This window comes from Hyphobacterium sp. CCMP332, from assembly GCF_014323565.1.
Taxonomy (GTDB): Bacteria; Pseudomonadota; Alphaproteobacteria; order Caulobacterales; family Maricaulaceae; genus Hyphobacterium.
Window position 1 is genome coordinate 2,024,049 of the sequence record NZ_CP058669.1, and the last position, 20,767, is coordinate 2,044,815.

Below are 20,767 nucleotides of genomic sequence, written 5' to 3' on the forward strand. Positions count from 1 at the left end.
CCCGTAATTCAAGGTGCCCAGCAGATGCTAAGGTCGATGGCCGGGTCATTCAACAACGCCCGGACCGGCATTTCTTCAATCGGACCGGGCCCAATCACCCGCGCCCAGCTGGAACGCTTATCCGTACCTTTGAGCAAGAGCGCCGTAAACCGTGCCCCCCGTAAAGCCGACCGCGTCAGTGTCATGCGCTCAACAAACGGCCCCGTGATATCGGAGCGTTCCGCAGTGACAGCCGCAGCCATGAGTGTGTCATCATTCAAGGCCGCCTCCAGCCCCTCAGCTTCCGGGAACCAGCTGGCCGTGTGTCCGTCATTTCCCATGCCCAGCACAACGGCATCAAACGGTCTGGACAATATGGCCAGACGTTCATTGACGGCGTCAACTGCCTCCGCAGGCGTTCCATGCGGCGTCTTCAGCCCCACAAATCGGGCCTTGGCCGCCAGGTCCTGCAACAGGCAATTGCGCACGAAAGTTTCGTTGGACCCTGCAAGCCCCGGATCGACCCATCGGTCATCCACCAGGACAATCGTCACCTTCGACCAGTTTATCGGCGCAAAGGAAAGTTGCCGATAAACCGGCTCCGGGGTCGAGCCGCCGGAAACGGCCAGCACCGCCTTCCCGCGGGCTTCGATCGCGGCCGCAAGCGTTCGGGCGATCTGATCCGACAGCGCCACTGTCAGATCATCCATCGAGGCAAATTCCTGATAGTTTGTCATCAACTCAAGTACGGCTTTCATCGAACCACTCCCGGTTGTCTTTTGCCAGCAATAGCGCGGACTCGGCGGGACCATCCGTGCCGGCTGGGTAGGTGAGTACGGGGCTTTGCGAATCCGTCCAGGATTGCAGGATCTGGTCAGTCCAACGCCAGGCGGCCTCGACCTCGTCGCGCCGCATGAACAGACCCAGATTGCCGCGTATGACCGCCATTAGCAGCCGCTCATAGGCATCCGGGTAATTCTTCTCGAAGGTTTCGGCATAGCTGAGATTAAGCGGGACATAACGCACCCGCACACCACCCGGACCGGGGTCCTTGGTCATCAGCATCAGCCGCACCGCCTCATCCGGCTGCAGCCGGATAATCAGGCGGTTGGGGCGAATTTTTCCGCTGTCTGCCTTCACGACATCATGCGGTACTGGTTTGAATTGAATCACGATTTCCGAATATCGGTGGGACATCCGTTTTCCGGTTCGAAGGTAGAATGGCACACCGGCCCAGCGCCAGTTGTCGATTTCCGCCTTGATCGCTACAAATGTTTCGGTATCGCTCGACTGCCCCAATTCGGCTTCATAACCGGGAACGGCTTCGCCCTTGATGGCGCCTGACGCATAGCGGGCACGCACAGCTTTTCCGGAAATATCGTCCGCACGGATTGGCCGAAGCGCCTGAAGCACTTTGAGTTTTTCTGTACGAACCGTATCGGCCTCAAGATCTGACGGCGGCTCCATGGCGACCAGGCACATCAGCTGGAGCAAATGATTCTGGACCATGTCCCGCAGCGCGCCTGCCGTGTCGTAATATGCCGCCCGCTTGCCAGCTCCGACAGATTCAGCAACCGTGATCTGGACATGATCGATTCCGGTCGCGTTCCAGATCGGTTCAAACAACCAGTTTCCGAACCGCAGGATCAGAAGGTTCTGGACAGATTCCTTGCCGAGATAATGATCAATCCGGAAAATTGAATCTTCGCCGAAGACCTCTCCCACACGCTGGTTGATTTCCCGGGCCGTATGAAAATTGGAGCCAATGGGTTTCTCGAGCACAATGCGTGACCCGGGACTGTTCAGTCCGTGATGGGCGAGATTTTCCGAAGCCGGCGCATAGAGGCTGGGGGGCAGCGCGAGGTAGAAGAGCCGTAAACGGCTGCTGTCGCCAAATGCCGCCTTCAGCAAGCTCCAGTCACTATCGCGGTCCGTCGCATTGAGCGGCACATAGACGAGCCTTTCGGCAAAGGCGTGCCAGGTCGAATCTTCATCCAGATCCCGCTCATACCCTTCAAGATAACGCTTTCGAACGAGCTGTCGGAACGCCGCATCGTCGAGCTCGTCTCGCGCGACGGCAATAATTCGCGAATTCGCCGGGATCTGGCCGTCGCACCAACGGTGAAACAGTGACGGCAACAGCTTGCCCAGCGCCAAATCTCCGGTCGCGCCGAATATGGCGAGGTCAAAAGGTTCGACTGGTACGAGAGCGGCCACTACCAGAACACTCCATAGATCGCGATGAGCACGGCGATGATCGCAAGGCTCGCGAGGTTGAACACCGGCTCGGTGGCGAAACGGATGCCGCCCAGTTCGACGGGTCGGTGCTCGGCCGGCTTCGCCGTGATCAGCGACACGCCAACACCAATGACCACACAGGCCATGAACACGATCCAGATCCGGATCACGAAGGGCAGATCAAGCGCCTCCAGACCCAGCATGGTCAGCAGCCCCGCGCCGGCACCGCCCATAGCGGCCGGATTGGCCATAAGCCAGAACAGGAATGACAGCACCACGGAACTGATCAGCAAGGCAAAGGCCCCGCTGGTGTTCGTTCGCTTCCAGAAGAACCCCAGGAGGAAGACAGCCACAATTCCCGGCGCGATAAATCCGGTATACTCTTGGATAGTCTGGAACGCGCTCTCCATGCCGCCGAGGAATGGTTGAGCAAGCATCAGTGCGATCGCCATCGCCGAGAACGCCGTGATACGGCCAACCGTAACATAATGATGCTCCGGCTTATCCGAACGAATTGACCGGTAGAGGTCCATTGTGAAAATGGTCGATATCGAATTCATCATCGATGCCAGCGAGGACACGATCGCAGCGATCAACGCGGCGAATACCAGCCCGCGAATACCCGTCGGAACCAGTGTCATCAGCACGCCGTATGTACTGTCCGGACGCGCATCCAGCGCCGACTGATCAATGAGACCGTTCTGCGCGAGGTACAGCGCGGCAATGCCGGGCACGACGACAATCACCGGGATCAGCAGTTTCAGCGAAGCCGCGAAGGCAAGACCTTTTCGGGCTTCGGAGAGGCTCTTGGAACCTAGTGCGCGCTGGATGATGTACTGATTGAACCCCCAGTAGGAGAAGTGCAACACCCACAAGCCTCCCAGCAAGGTCCAGATGCCGGGGAGGTTGGAATAGCTGGGATGTTCCGGATTCAGGATCATGTTGAAATGATCAGGTATCTCGTTCATCAGCGTCGCGAATCCGGACACAGGGCCGGCGCCCTCGCCAACAAGTGACAGGGATATCCAGGTGATCAGTATACCGCCTGCAATCAGCACGATGACCTGGATGATGTCGGTAAGCGCCACGGCTTTCAGCCCGCCATAGATCGAATAAACGACCGCAAACGCCGCCAATGCCGCCATGGCAGGCCAGACGCCGAGGCCGGATACGGCATTGATAGCGAGGCCACCGAGCCACAGCACGCTGGTCAGATTCACCGCCGTGTAAAGGGCGATCCAGAAGACCGCCATCACCGACTTGACCCCGCCGCCAAACCGCTGGTCGAGAAATTGCGGCATCGTGTAGATATTCCGCTCGAGAAAGATGGGCAGGAAATACTTGGCGACGATGAGAAGGACGATGGCCGCCTGCAATTCATAGGCAGCGATCGCGAGACCCACGACATAGCCTTGACCCGATTGACCGATAATCTGTTCGGCAGAGATATTCGCGGCGATCAGAGAGGCACCAACAGCCCACCATGGCAAGGCTTTGCCGGCGAGAAAATAATCCGTTGAATTCTTGGCGTGACCCGCTTTTTCGCGGCTGACAAAAAGCGCAATCGCAATAAGTGCCAGCGCATAGCCAAACACAATTGCTAGATCAATTGGTTCCAGAGTCATAATTCCTCCTAGTGGCCGGACGGATCCTGACGGGTCGGAAACCCGCCTCTGCCCATCCTTGGCCTAAAGCATTCTGACCGCATTCCCTGATTGAAAAGCGGGACGCATATGAAAAGGCACCAACGCAGCCATCGCTCAGAGCTCACAGCCCATTGTTTCGTTGGCTTGGCCGCCGATCGAAACGTCATCGATCCACAGGTCGAGACCATTCCGACCGGCAATAATCAAGGGCGCATCAATGGCTGCGAGATCGGCACCGGCCTCAACGAAACAATGAAGCGGCAGGCTTGCAGTCATCCAGCCCTTGCCTTCCGCCCAGCGGATGCCGGCCGTGACATCGAGGCCGCCTTCGCAGCTCTCGCCGCAACCCATGGCCAGGCTGACTGCACCGCTGCCGCTATCGGTAACCTGATAGGAAATGTGCACCAGCTGATCGCGGGAAAGAACGTCCATGCCGCCTTCAAGGCGCAAAATTGCGTCTCCCGACCAGATGATGCGGCGCGTATCATCCTGCACATCGCGCTCATCCAGCGTGACGCTGATCGCACCATCCGCGGTGGCGGCGTCGGGGCCGCTGACGGTAACTGTCTGTCCCTCGCTCACAAGTGCCAGTGTGAAGCCACCCGACGCGCGCCCGTTTTCCAGCAGGGTTAAGGCGTCCGGGCCCTCAATATCGGCAATACCGCTTTCCTCGTTCAGCACCCCGAGTGGTTCACCCGGCTCGGCGTAGCTGAGGCCATAACCGAAGGCGAAAAGCGGATCGTAATTCTCGTCCCACGGGTTCAGCACGGTCTGATCGGCGCGGCGAGGCCAGGAATATGAAAGCCGACCGGTGAAATCATGTCGCGGCGAACCATCGGCATTGCCCACAAGGACATCGGCAATGCCGGCTCCTTCCGAACCCGGCAGCCAAGCCGCCACAAAGGCATCGGAGGCGTTGAGTTCGCGATTCATCCACAGCGGGCGACCGGACATGAAAATGGCAACGGTCGGAATTCCGTCGGCCCGGAATCGCCGCAGCAGTTCAAGTCCGTCCTCGTTGGCGAAATCCACAAACTCCTGGTCGCCAACGAATTCGGCGTAAGGCTCTTCACCGAAGACAACGACAGCGACATCCGGTGGGGTCGTGTAGCTGCCATCCTCGCTGAGCGTCACGGTGCCGCCGGCTTCGGAGAACGCCGCTTCGAAACCGTCAAAAATCGACTGGCCACCGGGGAAGTCCTCATTGGTATGTCCGTCACCCTGCCAGTTGATGGTCCATCCACCCGCCTGCATCCGGATATTATCGGCACCATCGCCCGCCAGCAGTATGTTGGTGGTCGGGTCGAGCGGGAGGACGCCGGAATCATTCCGCAGCAGCACAAGCGAACTGCGGACGGCCTCGCGCGCAACGGCGCGGTGTTCCTCGCTGCCGATCAAGTCGAAATTCCCGGCATGCGGGCGTTCCGACGGCGCAACGCCGTCGAACAGTCCGGCGCGCGCCTTGACGCGAAGGATACGCGTGACCGCCTCATCCAAACGCTCCATGGGTATGGTGCCATCTTGTACCTGGTCCAGCAGGTTTTCATACAACCCCCGCCAGCTGCCCGATGCCATATACATGTCGACACCGGCGATCAGCGCCTGGGGACAGTTTTCATTCTCACACCCGGCAATCTGGCCGTGGCCTTCCCAGTCGCCAATGACAAATCCGTCAAATCCCAGCCGATCAACGAGCACATCCGTCAACATGGCGCCATTGCCATGCATCTTGATACCGTGCCACGAATTAAAGGACGCCATGACCGTTTGCACACCGGCCGTTATGGCCGGCGGATAACCCGCCGCATGTATATCGCGCATGTCAGCTTCACTGGCGCGGTTATCGCCCTGATCGATACCGCGGTCGGTGCCACCATCGCCAACCCAGTGCTTGGCCGTTGCCACGACATAACCTGCACCCAGAAAGTCTTCGGAACCGGCAGTGCCCTGCAATCCCTCGACCATGGGGCCGCTCAGGCGCGCGACAATCTCCGGGTGTTCGGAATATCCTTCATAGGTCCGGCCCCAGGTGTCATTCTGTACGACCGCCAGCGTCGGAGCGAAGGTCCATTCCTGACCGGTCGCTCGCACTTCCAACGCGGTGACGCGGCCGATCCGCCGGATCAGATCCGGATTGTTGGCCGCACCCAGACCGATATTATGCGGAAACAAGGTCGCCCCGACAATATTGGAGTGGCCATGAACAGCATCCGTTCCCCAGATAATCGGAATACCGGCACCACCGTCGGATGTATCCGTCGACGCATTGTAATACGCGTCGGCCAGCGCCAGCCAGGCTTCGGGCGGCGCAAAGTTGTCGTCACCCGGGCCGGAATTGCCGCCGTTCAGAACGGACCCGAGATGGTATTGCGCTGCCAGCTCTGGTGTCACTTCTGAAATGTCGGCCTGGATAACCTGGCCGACTTTCTCCTCGACGGTCATTCGGGACAGGATGTCGGCAACAAAGGCTTCGACCTGCGCGTCCCGCTCCACACCGGACTGCCCTTCCGGCCAGTTCGCAGGATCAATGACAACGCGGCCGCCAATATCGTTAGAGACGGTAATCGCCGAGTCCAAGGGCTGGGTTTGGTCTGACAACACTTCGGAATCCGCCGGCTCGGCATTCATTTCGGCCGCCGGCTGACAGCCCGCCAGCAAGAGTGCAGCAATGGATGTCGTCAGGAAGAACTGGGGAAATCTGGTTTTTTCGGCTGTCATTGAAGCCTCCACATTCGGCTTGCCTTCAGCAATTTGGAAAGGACGGAAAACGGCAGCATCACCTTGAATCCGACCACACCGGCCCGGTGAACCTGCCAGAATCGGGATCATTCAGCCGCGACCATAAACGGAACTTTCGGAGCCTCCGAAACCGGCTTCAAGATAAAAAGGCCCGGTCTTGAGGGGAGAAAAAGGGGCGGGCTGACCAGCCCGCCCTCTATCTCCAGCCATACCAAGCCGTAAATGTACCACCAGCTACTAGAATGCGTAACGCAGGCCGAATTCGAACCGGCGGTCATTTTCGAACACCGACCGGCCAAATCGCTGGCCCCGCGCATCTATCTGCTGATAGGCCACCGCCTGGGTATCCAGAATATTGGCCAACTGGGCCCGGACGGTTACACTATCAGTAATATCCCACCGGATAGACGCATCGAGGAAACCGATATCATCCTGAATGATCGGATTACCCGTAATGAAATCCCGATAGGAACTGATGTATTCAGAGCGCCAGTTATAGGCGATACGAGCCTCGATAGTATCGCTCTGATAGATACCGATCAGATTGTAGGAATAATCCGACAGCCCCAGAAGATCGGCCACATTCCAGCGATAAACCGTCAGGAAGCCCTCAACGCCATCACCATCCGCATCCGGCACCGGCGGCAGAGCCGTCGCCGATGACGACAGGATCGTCAGGTTCGCCTGGACACCCAGATTTCCGAGTTGACCCGGCCATTCGGTGAAGAATTGCTGGTAGGCAAACTCGATACCTTCGACGGTGCCATCATTCCGGTTGGTATTACCAAAATAGGTCACCGGAACCGTGTAACCATCCAGAGTAATGGTATCGACCACCTCTTCGCCATAGACGATGATGTTGCTGAGATCCTTGTAGAAGGCGGATGCGGTAAACAATCCGTCCGTGCCAAAGTAGAATTCGACCGCAACGTCAAGGTTTGTTGCTTCGATCGGCTCCAGGTTCGGATTGCCGCCGAATACATTGATCCCGCCCAGCACAATATCCTGAATCACCGGCGGCGTTGCCGTCGCGTCAACGACGAAGCCCAACTCGGCCTGACGGCTTTGCGTCGAGTTCAGGTTGGAAATATTCGCCGGTGTGATCGCACGGCTGGCGCCGATACGGATCAGCCACTCGTCATTGAGGTCCCAACGCATATTGAAGGACGGCAAAAGGTAGCTGTACGAATTCGAAATCGAATTCGGCTGGTTTGCCTGATCGAGATAGGCCGCCGTTTCCGGAAGGAAGTCCCGCTCTTGCCTTGGGTTCGCCGGATCGTCAGGCGCGAACTCGACGAAGCCGAGAATACCACCGCCCGTGGTTTCCGAATTCACGTAACGCAGACCGACATTACCCGACACGGACTGACCGCTGGCCAGATCATGCGTGAAATTGGCCTGCGAGTAGAAGTTATAGGTCACTTCCCGAACGTTGCCATCAACGCCCCGGCCCGCATAGTCGATCGTGCCATTCTGACGAAGCGGCACCCAATCGCCGATCTGCAGATTGCCGTCGGCATTCGGACCGGAATTCATCAGCGGCTCAGCCGCAAGTGAATTCACGAAGGCATCGTAATCGCGCATCTGCGCGCGGCTCGGATACACGACCGACGTATTGTTGCCGAGGAAAACGCCACCGCCCTGGAAATCGCGGAAGTCAAAGATGTCATACGAGTTCTGGTCAGCACGGTTGGCATACGGCAGATAGCCATTGCCATCCCATGGCGGTGCAATGGCACCCCAGTTCAACCCCGCACTGCGATTGTTTTGCTCGCGCTCGGAGAAGCGTGCACCAAAATCAACCGACTCAAACCAGCCATCTCCGCCCAACTCGTAGCGCGCATCCGCACGTGTCGAGAAGAGATTGCCTGTATTGTCCTGGAATTCGTCAGCCGCATACAGCATGAAGGCATACCGAGGATCACCGAGGTCACCAAGGATGCCCGGATCCGCCCCGCGGAATGTACCGCCCCAAGTGGCCAGCTGAACCTGGTCCGACATGAAGAGTTCAATCTGCGGGTTTTCGATATCCGAGAAATTGTAGCGATAGTCAGCAAAGTGGTTGCCACCCGACCAAAGTCGCTGAAGCTGCGCCTCTGCTTCCGTGTAATGAGCATCAAGCTCGACAAACAGACGATCGCTGACGCGCCATTGCAGATTGGCCGCAAAATCCTGCGTCATGGACGTTTCGGTTTGCGAAACGGCCAGCGACTGAAGCGGCGTCTGGAGATTGCCGGTCTGACCCAGCCAGTCGCGCAGATTGTTCGAGACAACGCCCGACTCCATCAGCCCGCCATTGACCGGGATCAGCTGTTCGCAGATTCCGATACCGCCATTGGCGGCTTCTCCGTTACCGTTACAGCGCGGGAGACCCGGCGATGAGAACGGAACAAAGCTGCGCGAACCGGGCCCGTCAAGAATGGTCCAGTTGGCCCAGGATTCTGCATCGGTGAAGAATTCGAGTGTGCGCTCGTCATTCGTGATCTCGTTTTCGACCCGAACAGCCGTGAACGAGAATTCCACATTCCCGCCCGGCGAACGCCACTGGCTGGCAAGATAGTAACTGTCACGCTCGCGATCGACATCGGCGTCGCGCGCCTGCCAGCCGCCCGGAAGCGCCATGGTGGTGCCCGGGACATCCGGATTCGCGATAGCCATCAGCTGGCCATACTGGAAACCGTGAATGCTGGACCGGAGATTGGACGTCGAATACGAGGCCAGCAGACCGAACTCACCACTGCCCGTATCCCAAGTGTTGCCAAGAACAGCACTATATCCCGGGCTGAATACATCGGCAATATCGGTGTAAGTCTGCTCGACGGAGGCCACAGCAATCAGGCCATCGCGATCAAAAGGCAGCAGGGTGCGCAGGTTCACGAGACCGGAGATACCACCCTCGATCTGGCTGGCCGTCGCGTTCTTGTAAACCTCGACGGCGCCGATCAGCTCGGGCGGGATACTGGCCCATTCCAGAGCACGTCCGCCATTGGCACTGAATGAATCCCGGCCATTGAATTCTGAACGCACGTATTGAAGCCCGCGAATGATGTTGCCCGAACCTTCTGGAGACGGGAAGTCGCCGTCACTGCCACCAAGTTCGAACCGCTGGGTCACCACACCCGGAACCCGCGACAGCGCCTCGGCAACCGAAAGGTCTGGCAGTTCCGAGACATCGGATGAAGCGATGGAATCTACCAGAGTGTCCGAATTGCGCCGGATATTCCGCGCATTCAGGAGAGCCCCCCGGACGCCGCGGACGACAATAACGTCCTGCGCCTCTTCGGCTCCTTCATCTGTTGTATCCACATCCTGAGCCATCGCGGGAAACGCGCCGAAAGCCGTTACCAATGCGGTTGTTGCAAGAAGCGCGAATTTGGTTGGCTGCCAACGGTCAGCCGTCTTTGGATCACTCACTAGCTTTCTCCCCTACGCTAGCATTCCCTTTGGTGATCGTGTCTGCAGATTTGACTGCTTGCTGAATCAACACGACCGGCGGGCACTGTCTAATTTGATAGCGCTACCATAAATGCTAAACACTTTGCAATAGATGATCCGTATGGCCACAGTGATTTGAGTTTTTCGGGGAACGGATGTGACATCAATTTCCAAAGTTTGCATTCTCGGTGGCGGCACTGCCGGATGGATGAGCGCTGCAGCGTTATCTAATAAATTCAATAATCTGGACTTGGAAATAACGCTGATAGAATCCGATGAAATCGGAACGATCGGGGTAGGCGAGGCAACCTTGCCACATATCCGATATTTCAATCAGACACTGGGCATTAACGAGCCCGAATTCATGAAATCGACCGAAGCCACGTTCAAACTCGGCATCCAGTTTTGCGACTGGGGTCGGCGTGGCGACCACTACATCCATCCATTCGGTGAATATGGACAACCAATTGATGAACTCGATTTTCATCAGTTCTGGTTGCGGCTGAATCAAAGCGGCCGCGCACCGCGCCTGAGTGATTATTCCTATCCGGTTCTGGCGGCAGAAAAAGGCCGCTTCCGGATCCCGGATGAAGACATAACCCGCATCGGTTCAAATTTCGGATACGCGTACCAGTTTGACGCTAGCCTGTATGCGCGCTTTCTGAGAAACCATAGCGAGCTGAACGGTACAAAGCGGATTGAAGGGCGGGTTATCGATGTCGAGCTTGATGGCGAGACCGGCAACGTCAGATCCGTCACACTGGAATCGGGCGCGCGCATCGAGGCCGATCTCTTTGTCGACTGTTCCGGTTTTCGCGGGCTTCTGATCGAGCAGGCGCTTCAAACAGGTTATGATGACTGGAGCCAATGGCTGCCCTGCAACCGGGCCATCGCCGTTCCCTGCGAATCTCGCGGCGAGCTGCTGCCCTATACCCGGGCGACGGCGCGAACCGCCGGATGGCAATGGAGAATTCCACTGCAGCATCGCACCGGCAATGGGCATGTTTACTGGAATGAATTCGTTTCGGACGATGAAGCCGCACACCAGCTGATGACGTCTCTGGAGGGCCCTGCCCTCGCCGAACCGAAGCAATTATTCTTCAAGACAGGCCGCCGCAATAAATTCTGGAACAGGAATGTGGTGGCCATTGGTCTGTCGGCAGGGTTTCTCGAGCCGCTTGAATCAACGTCCATTCATCTGATCCAGGAGGGTATTACGGCTCTGGTGGAGTTGTTCCCGACAACGGAAATCAATCCGCTCGACATTGCCGAATACAACACGCACATGGCATTGAACTTCGAACGGGTCAGGGATTTTCTTCTTTTGCATTACGTGGCGACCCAGCGCGATGACAGCGAAATGTGGCGCTTTTTCCGGTCCATGGAGCTGCCGCAGAGCCTTCAGGAAAAAATCGCAGCCTGGTCCTCCAGAGGCTATCTGCTCAAATATGAGTTCGGCGTTTTCCTTCCCCCTAGCTGGATTGCGGTCATGTTGGGACAGAACCTGCTCCCGGAAGGTTACGATCCGAGGGTCGACCGCTATGCTGATGGGGACCTGGTACGGGAGATGGAAAGGGTCCGCCTAGAAACCGAGGCGGCCGTCAGAAACACGCCCACGCAAAGCGAGTTTCTGACCCGGTATGGCGCCACATCCGATTCAAGGCCGCTCAGCGCTTCGCTGACCTGAGACCGGAAGCACCGAAGGAAACCCATGCGGTCTTTAACAAAAAACATTGCCGTATGCGGCGGAGGTCTGGCCGGTAACATGGTCGCGACACGGCTCGTCGCAGGACTGGGCGCGGACTGGAAAATCTTTCAGCTATGCGATTCAATGCCCCCGCAGCACGACATTGCCTACGGGAATACATCAGATCCGGACAGCTACAATTTCCTGCTCGATCTTGGACTCAACGAGCCGACGCTCTTTTTGAAAAGTGCAACGAGCTTTTCCTTCGGCACCCATTTCAGCAACTGGCTGAATAGAAGCTGGATGCAATGTCATCACACACCCTTTCAAACTCTGCGCGGCATACCTTTTCGCCATTTCGTCGCCCGCTCGAACACGTCGCTCGAACCGCTCCTGATATCTGCCCGGGCCGCGATTGCGGGTCGCTTCGCCCACCCGCCAAAGGACCCTGCCATCATCTTGTCGCGCGCCGAGTATGGCTACCAGTTCGATGTGCGCGAGTGGGCGGCGCTACTCGAACAGAAGGTTCTGGCAAGTCGCGTCATCAGAAAATCCTCACCGATCAGATCCGTCACAACCGATGGCGATACACTGACCGGTCTGAAGCTGGAAAATGGAGAAGATCTCGAAGTTGATCTAGTCATAGATGCCGCCGGGACGGGACGGGACGTCATAGGGGCCGCTGGCGGACGCTTCCGGTCGCACCGGACAGTAAGGATAAACGGCAGCATCACGCGCGAAGCCGAGACCGGCCCTCCGCTTCGGGACGTCTGCTCGCAGCTGAACGGTTGGACCAGCACGGCTCATTTGCAGAAGGCGCGGAGTGTCATTCAGGTCGAAGCCGCTGATAGCGGCGGCGAACAGGCGGGCGATTGCATCGACATCGGGTTACTGGACAGGGCCTGGGTTGGAAATTGTATCGCCATCGGGCACGCGGCCAGCGTGATCGAGCCCCTGACGCCCGCTCCGGTCATGATGCTCAGGCGCGACATTGATCGCTTGCTGGAACTGATTCCTGTCTCAAGCGATATGACCATCGAAAGGCGGGAATTCAATCGACGGTTTCATGAGGATTATGAACATATCGGGTTATTCCATTCTGCCCTGATGGATTGCGACGACAGGCCTGACACGCCCTATTGGCAGGCGGCGGCATCCGGGAATTCGGATGACAAGCTCAGGCGGAAGATTGACCAGTTCGAAAATCGCGGGAAGCTGGCGAGCTATGATCTCGAGCCGTTTAACGATGAGGACTGGACCATCCTGCACCTGGGCATGGGGCGGCGCCCGCGAATATATGACCGCCAGGTCGATCGGGTGCCCAGAGCAGAAAGCGAAAGCGCATTGACCGAGGTCCGACAATCCATTCAGCAGCTCGTTTCGAAAATGCCGCCTCATGGCGCCTATATAGATCGTCTCAAGCAATTCCTCTCGAGGCAAGACAATGTCTAACTCCGCGGCCGTTCCCATCAGGCAGATCGTTATTGTTGGCGGAGGCGCTGCCGGGTGGATGACGGCTGCGGCCCTGTCCAGCCTGTTGCCGGCCGGAAGCGTCAGGATTTCTCTTATCGAGTCAGAGGCGATCGGAACAATTGGTGTCGGCGAGGCCACGATACCCGATATCATCAACTTCAATGCGCTTTTGGGAATCTCCGAAACAGAGTTTCTCAAGGCCACCAACGGCACCTTCAAACTCGGCATCAAGTTTGTGAACTGGGGTCGCGTTGGTGAGGACTATTTCCACCCCTTCGGTCCGCATGGTGCGGACATGAATGCAATTGATTTCCATCAGTTCTGGCTGCGCCATCAAGTCACCAACCCCTCCAGCGATATTGAGGAATTCAGTCTGAACGCGGCGGCGGCCAAGGACGGCAGGTTCGCCCTGCCCGACCCGAATCCGCGTTCGGTCCTTTCCCGACTCCGGTATGCCTACCATTTCGACGCAACGGCCTATGCGGGCTTTCTTCGCAATTATGCCGAGCACCGCGGCGTGCGGCGGGTCGAGGGGATCGTGACGGAGGTCCGGCAGGATGCGGAGACCGGCGATATCTCAGAGATCGTTCTGGAAAACGGATCGACCATAGCCGGTGACCTGTTTTTCGACTGTACAGGGTTTCGGGGCCTGTTGATCGACAAAACCCTTGATGTTCCTTTCACGGACTGGTCGCACTGGCTGCCTTGTGACACCGCACAGGCGGTTGCCTGCGATCGGGGCAGCGAAATCCTGCCCTACACCATCTCCACGGCAAAGTCGGCCGGTTGGCAATGGCGCATCCCGACGCAACACCGCACCGGAAACGGGCATATCTACTCCAGCAGCCTGTTGAGTGACGACGAGGCCATAGACAGTCTCCTGGAAGATCTGGACGGCCCGGCGATAGGTGAGCCGAGAAAGATCCGGTTCCGCACCGGGCATCGCGCACAACCCTGGAACAAGAACTGTGTGTCGATCGGATTGTCGGCGGGTTTTCTGGAGCCCCTGGAATCGACCTCGCTCTTCCTGATCCAGGAAGGCATCAGCAAATTCATTGCCCTTTATCCGACCGCCGACATGCCAGACGTGGTCCGCGACGAATACAATCGGCAACTGGTCAAGAAATTCGAACAGGTTCGAGATTTCATCATCCTGCACTACAAGGCAACGGAGCGGGACGACAGCGAATTCTGGAATTACACGCGGACGATGGACATACCGGATTCTCTGGACAACCGGATTGAGCTCTTCAGGGAGGCGGGTCGGGTCTTCCGGTATGAGGACGAGTTGTTTGCCAAGCCGAACTGGGTGGCCGTGCTTCTGGGTCAGAACATTGTCCCCAGGTCGATCGACCCGATCGTGGGCGCAATCGATCCGGCAAGTATAGCGCATAGTCTGCAGTCGATGAGGTCCGCCATGAACAATGCCGTCACCCAGATGAAATCACACCGTAACTTCCTTGAGAGTTATGCGTGGGCGACCGAAAAATTCTAGAATAATGGGGCGAAACAGATGTCAGATATGAACATCAGGGAAATTGCGATCGTTGGCGGAGGCACAGCGGGCTGGATGGCGGCGGCCGGCCTGTCGATTCTCCTGCGGGATCCGGGCATTCGTATCCGCCTGATTGAATCCGATGAAATCGGGACAGTCGGCGTCGGCGAAGCCACCATCCCGCACATCCGCTATTTCAATCAGCTGGTTGGCCTCGATGAAAAAGAATATCTGCGGCGGACGAATGCCACCTTCAAGCTGGGCATTGAATTCGTGAACTGGGGTCAGGTCGGAGATCGCTACTTCCACCCCTTCAGCCCGTATGGCGTGAGTATGGATGGCATCCATTTCCACCATTTCTGGCTTCGTCATATCCGCAAGCCGGGCGCGCCACCCATCGATGATTACAATCTTCAGGTGCTCGCCCACAAACTCAACAAATTCGCTCACCCGCAGCCGAATGCCCGCTCCTCGCCGCTGGCATCCATAGAATACGCCTATCAATTCGATGCCAGCCTGTATGGAAAGTATATGCGCGACGTCGCGGAATCGCGCGGCGTTCAACGCATCGAAGGCAAGGTGACCGACGTCAGACAGCGATCGGAAGATGGGTTTATCGAATCCGTAAAGCTGGAATCGGGCGAAGAGATTGCCGCCGACCTTTTTATTGATTGTACGGGATTCCGCGGCCTGTTGATCGAGCAGACGCTGAAGTCGGGTTATGATGACTGGTCAAACTACCTACCTGTTGACCGCGCCGTCGCACAGGGGTGCGAGCTGGCAGGCCCGCTCACACCCTACACGCGCGCGACAGCGCATGAATCCGGCTGGCAATGGCGCATTCCGCTACAGAACCGGCTGGGCAATGGTCATGTCTATTGCAGCGAGTATATCAGCGATGACGAGGCCTATGCGAAACTGAGCTCGGGGCTGGATGGCGCGCCCATCGCAGAGCCGCGTTTCCTGCGTTTCAAGACAGGAATCCGTAAAAAACCGTGGAACAAGAATGTCGTTTCCATGGGGCTGGCCTCGGGCTTTCTAGAACCGCTGGAATCAACCTCGATCCACCTGATTCAAACTGCAATTGCACGCCTGATGACAAATTTTCCGGACAAGCATTTCAGCGAGAAGGATATCGATTATTACAATGAGCGCACGCTTGCCGAATTCAAACAGGTGCGCGACTTCCTCATTCTACACTATTGCGCGACACAGCGGGACGATTCACCCTTCTGGAATTATGTCCGCACGATGAAGCTCCCCGATACGCTGCAACAGCGCATCGACATCTATATGGAGAATGGCCGGCTCTATCGGCACGACAATGAATTGTTCGGCGAGCATAGCTGGTTTGCGGTCTTTGAAGGGCAGAATCTCAGGCCCGAACGCTATCACCCGGTCATCAATCATTTGTCCGACCAGATGCTCGACCAGCGCATGGCGGAGATCCGTCGCGCCATGCAGAAATGCCTCGAGCAATTCGAGGATCACGAGCAATATCTGAAAAAACAGGCTCAGGCCAACTAGGCTGTTCGCGGGCGTCTAATCCGTTTTCGCGGGTGGCGCAGTAGATTGGCGAACCACCAGCTTGTAGGGCAGTCTGAGTTTTTCAGGCGGCACCGAACCGCCAGAATTGGTGTCGTTCACGACGCGCTCGAGTATTTCGATTGCGGAGCTGGCCATCTCCCGGATGGGCTGGCGGATCGTGGTCAGGGGCGGCCAGGTCGACGACGCCGCTGCGGCATCGTCAAAACCGACGATGGAAACGTCTTCGGGCACCCGCAATCCTGCCTGATGAACCGCGGTTATCGCACCGATGGCCATGTCATCATTGCTGGCAAATATTGCGGTGGGTGAAGACCCGGCATCGAGAAGCTTTCGCGTGAGACGCATCCCCGAAACATAGGTGAAATCTCCCTCGCTGATCACGCGCGCATCGAATGGGCGGCCCCGGGCTTCAAGCGCTTGCTTGTAGCCCGTCAAGCGAAGCTCACTGGCACGGTGATCGGGCGGCCCCTTGATAAATCCGATACGCTCATGACCCAGGTCCAGCAGATATTCGGTCATTTCGCGTGCCGCGTCGATTTCATTCATGCCAACGCTGGCACCTGCATAATTGTTCAATCTCGGGCTCACGCAGACATACGGCATCTTCAATCGTTCGAGCACATCAATGAGCTCCGGATCATCCGACAGCGGCGGTACAACGATCAGGGCCTGAATGCTCGTGTCCAGAAAACGCCGCTCGATGATCTCGAGGTCAACCATTTTCCGGTCAAGCATCGGTTCCTCGACAATGAGATTGTGCCCCAGTCGGCGACAGGCACTCAACGCGCCAAGCAGAAACTCGCTGAGATAGCCATAGGATGGGTTGCGGTAGATCAGGCCAATGAACAGGCCTGAACGTCCGGCCAGGCTGCGAGCCATGAGGTTTGGCCGGTAATTCAAAGATCGCATGGCCTGCTGAACGCGTTGGCGCGTTGCCTCTTTGACCGCACCGTTATTGTTCAGAACGCGTGACACCGTCATCGGCGAGACTGCCGCCATTTCCGCAACGTCCTGGATCGTGATCTTTTGTCTTTTGTTCATGCCGATTTCAGAATAGCTGCGCTTGCCGTGGCTCGAGTCGATTAATCACATTTTTTGTATTGTTTTACCCCTCCTTTGGACAGCGCCTCAACCAGAATGTTAGCCGTAACATCAAATTTCTGTCCGCCGGATGATCTGAAAACGGTTCGGAAGGCGTCAAATGTCGCAGCATCCTGCTTGAACGATCTCGAAAACAGCCCTGCTCCGCAGCAGAACACAGCGCTTTCATTTGACAGGCTCGGAAAGACCGCTAGGTCAGCAGATCGTCTGGCGTCCTTCCCTTCAGCGAGATAATTCATGGCCACCCAGCAGAATGCGCCAGAACAGAAATCGAGGCTGCGCTTTCGTATATTGCTGGGCGCACTCATAGCTTTTCTGGGTCTGTCCTATGGACTGGTCGTCCATGCCGCGGTCACATCCACTGCACTGCTGGATTTCTCCCCCTTTGCATTGGTTGGCTTGTTGGGAGCGTTGATTGCCAATTCTACCGGCGTCGGTGGCGGTGTGGTATTCGTGCCGGCTTTTTCATTTCTCCGCGAAACAGGCGTGATGGAGGTGTCTCCCGCTCAAACGGTGGGCGTGAGTTTCGCGATCCAGTGTTTTGGCATGTCGACGGGCGCCGTGACTTGGCTCAACCATTTTCGCGATCGAACCGGGAACGCGGTCCCGCAGACCCGTTTGCGTCTATTGGGTCAGGCCGTGCTGATTGTAGCACCGCTCAGCCTGATATCCCTGTGGATCACGCAATACGTAATCCAGCCCGATCCACGGCTGGCCTTCCTGTTGTTCAAGCTGTTCTCCATCACTTTGGGTCTGGCGCTCTTCCTGCAGATACTGATCGCGCGCCAGGCGCAGGGTGAGCGCTCGCATTTCATCCCGGCTGACATGATTGCCCTGGCCTTGATTGGCAGTCTTGGCGGCGCGGCAACCGCCCTGTTTTCCGTTGGCGTCGGCGAGCTTATGGCGCTCTATCTGTTTTTGCGGCGTTTCCCGCTGGACGTGTGTGTCGCATCGGCCGTGATCGTGTCGGCGATCACCGTGCTCGGCGGAACACCCTATCATCTGGCGACCGGCAACCTGATCTTCGAGATTCTGTTTTTTGCCGCCCCCGGCGTAATGCTGGGCGGTTTTCTGGCCCGCAGGCTTGCACACGCACTGGGGGCGTTTCGACTGAAACTTGGCGCCGCTGCATGGATCGTTGCGTCCAGTATTGTCCTGATCGCCATTTCATCCTGAAGCGCGTACCGCCGATGCCCCCGGGCTATCCGGAAATCGAGAATACGGCGTGCAATCCACCTACGCTTGAGGCGGAAACCCAGACATCAAACGCACCCGGTTCGGCCGCGAACTGCCCGTTACGCCCGTAAAAGGCCAGATCATCTGTGTGCAGCCTGAACGACACCTTGCGGGTTTCTCCCGGCTCGAGATGGACCCGCTTGAAGCCCTTCAGCTCCCGCACCGGCCGCGTCAGGCTTCCGAAACGATCGCGGATATAAAGCTGAACGATCTCGGTCCCGGACCGGTCGCCGGAATTGGTGACTGAGGCCTCGACGACAACGCTGCCACCCATCGGGATGTCATGATGGTTGATCGACAGGTCACTGTAGTGGAATGTCGTGTAGCTGAGCCCGAAACCGAACGGGAAGAGCGGTTGATAGCCAGCGTCCAGATGAAAGGCGGTCATGCCAAGCGATGTCTGTTCTGCGCCCGCCGGAATATCGTCAATATGGATCACCGTTTCGGGAGTGGCTGGTCGACCGGTCTGCTTGTGACCGTAATAGATCGGCACCTGGCCGGACATGGTCGGGAAGCTCACCGGCAACTTGCCGGACGGCACGCATCGGCCGAACAGCGTGTCGGCGATCGCCGGCCCGCCCATGCTTCCCGGATGCCAGGCATAGATGAGCGCATCGAAGTGTTCGATGATATCGCCCATAGCCAACGGGCGACCGGCAAGGATGACACCAATGAGCGGCTTGCCCGTCGTGCGCAGCCGGCGCACAAGATCGGCCTGAACCCCGGGCAGGGTGATATCGGCGCGGCAATGGGCCTCGCCGGACAAGATCGACTCCTCACCAAGGAAGAGGACGACAGCATCCGCCGCACCGGCGGCGTTCAACGCATCATCAAACCCGCCTCTGTCACGGCTGCGGCTGGTTTCCAGCGCCCGCACATAATCAACCGCGACATCGCCGTCGAGCATGGATTTCAGGGCAGAAAGCGGCGTGACGCTGCGCGCTGCATCTCCGTCAAAAATCCACGTCCCCAATTGCTCGACCGGCTCATCTGCAAGCGGCCCAATCACCGCCAGACGTTCAATATGAGCCGCATTCAGTGGCAATATGTTCTGCTCGTTACGCAACAGCACCAGGCTCTGCTCGGCTGCCTCGCGGACTTTCGTCAGAGCCGCCATACGGGGCGGTTCGTCGGGCGGCGAAGTCACATCGCGATCCATCAGTCCACCGAGAATTTTGGTGCGCAGCACATTTCCCGCCAGCTCGTCGAGCCGCGCGATGGACATCCGTCCATTGGCGATCAGCTCGGGCATATGCTGCTGGTAGGCCGCGCTGACCATGTCGATATCGACACCCGCATCAGCAGAGAGATGGGTCGCCTCGACATCATTCTCGCAAAGGCCATGAACGCAGAGTTGATGGATGGCGTCCCAGTCGCTGACCACCGCCCCCTCAAAACCCCATTCCTCTCTGAGTACGGTCTTGAGCAGGAAATCGCTGGCCGTGGCGGGAATGCCGTCAATGTCGCTGAAGGACGTCATGAATGTGCCCACGCCGGCGGCTCGAGCGGCCTGGAATGGAGGCAGATAGACGTTGCGCAACTCGTTCAGGGGCACGTTTGTCGTATTGTAATCGCGACCCGCTTCGGACGCACCATATCCGGCGAAATGCTTTGCACAGGCGATGAGCGTGTCGGCACCGTTATCCTCACTGATCTGGAAACCATGGATCATGGCCGTGCCCAGCTGGCCTGTCAGAAAGGGGTCCTCGCCAAAGCTCTCGGCAATACGGCCCCAGCGTGGATCCCGCGCAATGTCGATCATCGGGGCAAAGGTCCAGTTGATTCCGAAAGCGCTGGCTTCCTGCGCGGCGACGCGCGCGCAATCGCGAACAACAGCCGGATTGAAACTCGCCGCCTGACCCAGCGGGAGAGGCGCAATGGTATGATAGCCGTGGATGACATCGCGCCCGATCAGTAGCGGGATGCCATGCCGACTTTCATTCACGGCAATATATTGCAGTGCATTGATGGCGTCGCGATCCTCGACATTGAGGATGGAACCGATACGCCCGGCGCGGATGTCTGGTGCGAGGTCCTCGACGACATGCGGGCCCGTGCACTGAACCAGGTTCAGCTGACCGACCTTTTCTTCCAGCGACATCCCGTCCAGCAGGGCCCGGATGCGATCCTCCACATCCTGCCGGCTGACGATTGTACTTTCTTCCCGTGCACTGTTCATGACGGCATTCC

At 57.7% G+C, this 20,767-nt stretch carries 12 protein-coding genes; 5 read left to right on the forward strand and 7 right to left on the reverse strand.

What is annotated here, in order from left to right:
- Positions 1 to 8 precede the first annotated feature (8 nt).
- The 5 genes from pgl to HXX25_RS10220 form a co-directional block, all read right to left on the reverse strand.
- Positions 9 to 737, reverse strand: a complete 729-nt coding sequence (gene pgl, locus HXX25_RS10200; RefSeq protein WP_187165817.1) for a 6-phosphogluconolactonase — start codon at positions 735 to 737, stop codon at positions 9 to 11.
- The gene (gene zwf, locus HXX25_RS10205; RefSeq protein ID WP_187165818.1) at positions 721 to 2,196 is read right to left on the reverse strand and encodes a glucose-6-phosphate dehydrogenase; all 1,476 of its coding nucleotides are present in this window, start codon (positions 2,194 to 2,196) and stop codon (positions 721 to 723) included. Before zwf ends, pgl begins: the two co-directional genes overlap by 17 nt.
- Complete coding sequence (locus HXX25_RS10210) at positions 2,196 to 3,842, reverse strand: sodium/sugar symporter (protein WP_187165819.1); 1,647 nt, start codon at positions 3,840 to 3,842, stop codon at positions 2,196 to 2,198. The genes zwf and HXX25_RS10210 overlap by 1 nt, the downstream gene beginning before the upstream one ends.
- A 135-nt stretch (positions 3,843 to 3,977) precedes the next feature.
- Complete coding sequence (locus tag HXX25_RS10215) at positions 3,978 to 6,581, reverse strand: glycoside hydrolase family 3 protein (protein ID WP_187165820.1); 2,604 nt, start codon at positions 6,579 to 6,581, stop codon at positions 3,978 to 3,980.
- A gap of 258 nt (positions 6,582 to 6,839) precedes the next feature.
- The gene (locus HXX25_RS10220) at positions 6,840 to 10,016 is read right to left on the reverse strand and encodes a TonB-dependent receptor (RefSeq protein WP_187165821.1); all 3,177 of its coding nucleotides are present in this window, start codon (positions 10,014 to 10,016) and stop codon (positions 6,840 to 6,842) included.
- A gap of 178 nt (positions 10,017 to 10,194) precedes the next feature.
- Here HXX25_RS10220 and HXX25_RS10225 point away from each other — a divergent pair, with 178 nt between their 5' ends.
- From HXX25_RS10225 to HXX25_RS10240, 4 genes are read left to right on the forward strand one after another with little or no spacing between them, the layout of a single operon-like run.
- Entirely contained in the window at positions 10,195 to 11,724 is a 1,530-nt protein-coding gene (locus tag HXX25_RS10225) for a tryptophan halogenase family protein (RefSeq protein ID WP_255466940.1), read from the forward strand.
- A 24-nt stretch (positions 11,725 to 11,748) separates the two neighbouring features.
- Complete coding sequence (locus HXX25_RS10230) at positions 11,749 to 13,176, forward strand: tryptophan 7-halogenase (protein ID WP_187165822.1); 1,428 nt, start codon at positions 11,749 to 11,751, stop codon at positions 13,174 to 13,176.
- Positions 13,169 to 14,692 (forward strand): tryptophan halogenase family protein, encoded by a 1,524-nt coding sequence (locus HXX25_RS10235; RefSeq protein WP_187165823.1) that lies wholly within the window; start codon positions 13,169 to 13,171, stop codon positions 14,690 to 14,692. The genes HXX25_RS10230 and HXX25_RS10235 overlap by 8 nt, the downstream gene beginning before the upstream one ends.
- Before the next feature lie 18 nt (positions 14,693 to 14,710).
- Complete coding sequence (locus tag HXX25_RS10240; protein ID WP_187165824.1) at positions 14,711 to 16,219, forward strand: tryptophan halogenase family protein; 1,509 nt, start codon at positions 14,711 to 14,713, stop codon at positions 16,217 to 16,219.
- A 15-nt stretch (positions 16,220 to 16,234) separates the two neighbouring features.
- On the opposite strand, the gene HXX25_RS10245 is transcribed toward HXX25_RS10240, so the two are convergent.
- A complete protein-coding gene (locus tag HXX25_RS10245) occupies positions 16,235 to 17,281 on the reverse strand; it encodes a LacI family DNA-binding transcriptional regulator (protein ID WP_187165825.1) in 1,047 nt (348 codons plus the stop codon).
- A gap of 297 nt (positions 17,282 to 17,578) precedes the next feature.
- Here HXX25_RS10245 and HXX25_RS10250 point away from each other — a divergent pair, with 297 nt between their 5' ends.
- A complete protein-coding gene (locus HXX25_RS10250) occupies positions 17,579 to 18,517 on the forward strand; it encodes a sulfite exporter TauE/SafE family protein (protein ID WP_187165826.1) in 939 nt (312 codons plus the stop codon).
- Positions 18,518 to 18,542: 25 nt separating this feature from the next.
- On the opposite strand, the gene HXX25_RS10255 is transcribed toward HXX25_RS10250, so the two are convergent.
- Positions 18,543 to 20,756: a glycoside hydrolase family 3 N-terminal domain-containing protein gene (locus HXX25_RS10255; RefSeq protein ID WP_187165827.1), complete on the reverse strand. Its 2,214-nt coding sequence runs from the start codon at positions 20,754 to 20,756 to the stop codon at positions 18,543 to 18,545.
- Between the last annotated feature and the right edge of the window lie 11 nt (positions 20,757 to 20,767).

Excerpts from the sequence above, each read along its gene's own strand:
- pgl (WP_187165817.1), bottom strand. The coding sequence starts at position 737 with ATGAAAGCCGTACTTGAGTTGATGACAAACTATCAGGAATTTGCCTCG.
- HXX25_RS10210 (WP_187165819.1), bottom strand. The coding sequence starts at position 3,842 with ATGACTCTGGAACCAATTGATCTAGCAATTGTGTTTGGCTATGCGCTG.
- HXX25_RS10215 (WP_187165820.1), bottom strand. The coding sequence starts at position 6,581 with ATGACAGCCGAAAAAACCAGATTTCCCCAGTTCTTCCTGACGACATCC.
- HXX25_RS10230 (WP_187165822.1), top strand. The coding sequence starts at position 11,749 with ATGCGGTCTTTAACAAAAAACATTGCCGTATGCGGCGGAGGTCTGGCC.
- HXX25_RS10235 (WP_187165823.1), top strand. The coding sequence starts at position 13,169 with ATGTCTAACTCCGCGGCCGTTCCCATCAGGCAGATCGTTATTGTTGGC.
- HXX25_RS10240 (WP_187165824.1), top strand. The coding sequence starts at position 14,711 with ATGTCAGATATGAACATCAGGGAAATTGCGATCGTTGGCGGAGGCACA.
- HXX25_RS10245 (WP_187165825.1), bottom strand. The coding sequence starts at position 17,281 with ATGAACAAAAGACAAAAGATCACGATCCAGGACGTTGCGGAAATGGCG.
- HXX25_RS10250 (WP_187165826.1), top strand. The coding sequence starts at position 17,579 with ATGGCCACCCAGCAGAATGCGCCAGAACAGAAATCGAGGCTGCGCTTT.
- HXX25_RS10255 (WP_187165827.1), bottom strand. The coding sequence starts at position 20,756 with ATGAACAGTGCACGGGAAGAAAGTACAATCGTCAGCCGGCAGGATGTG.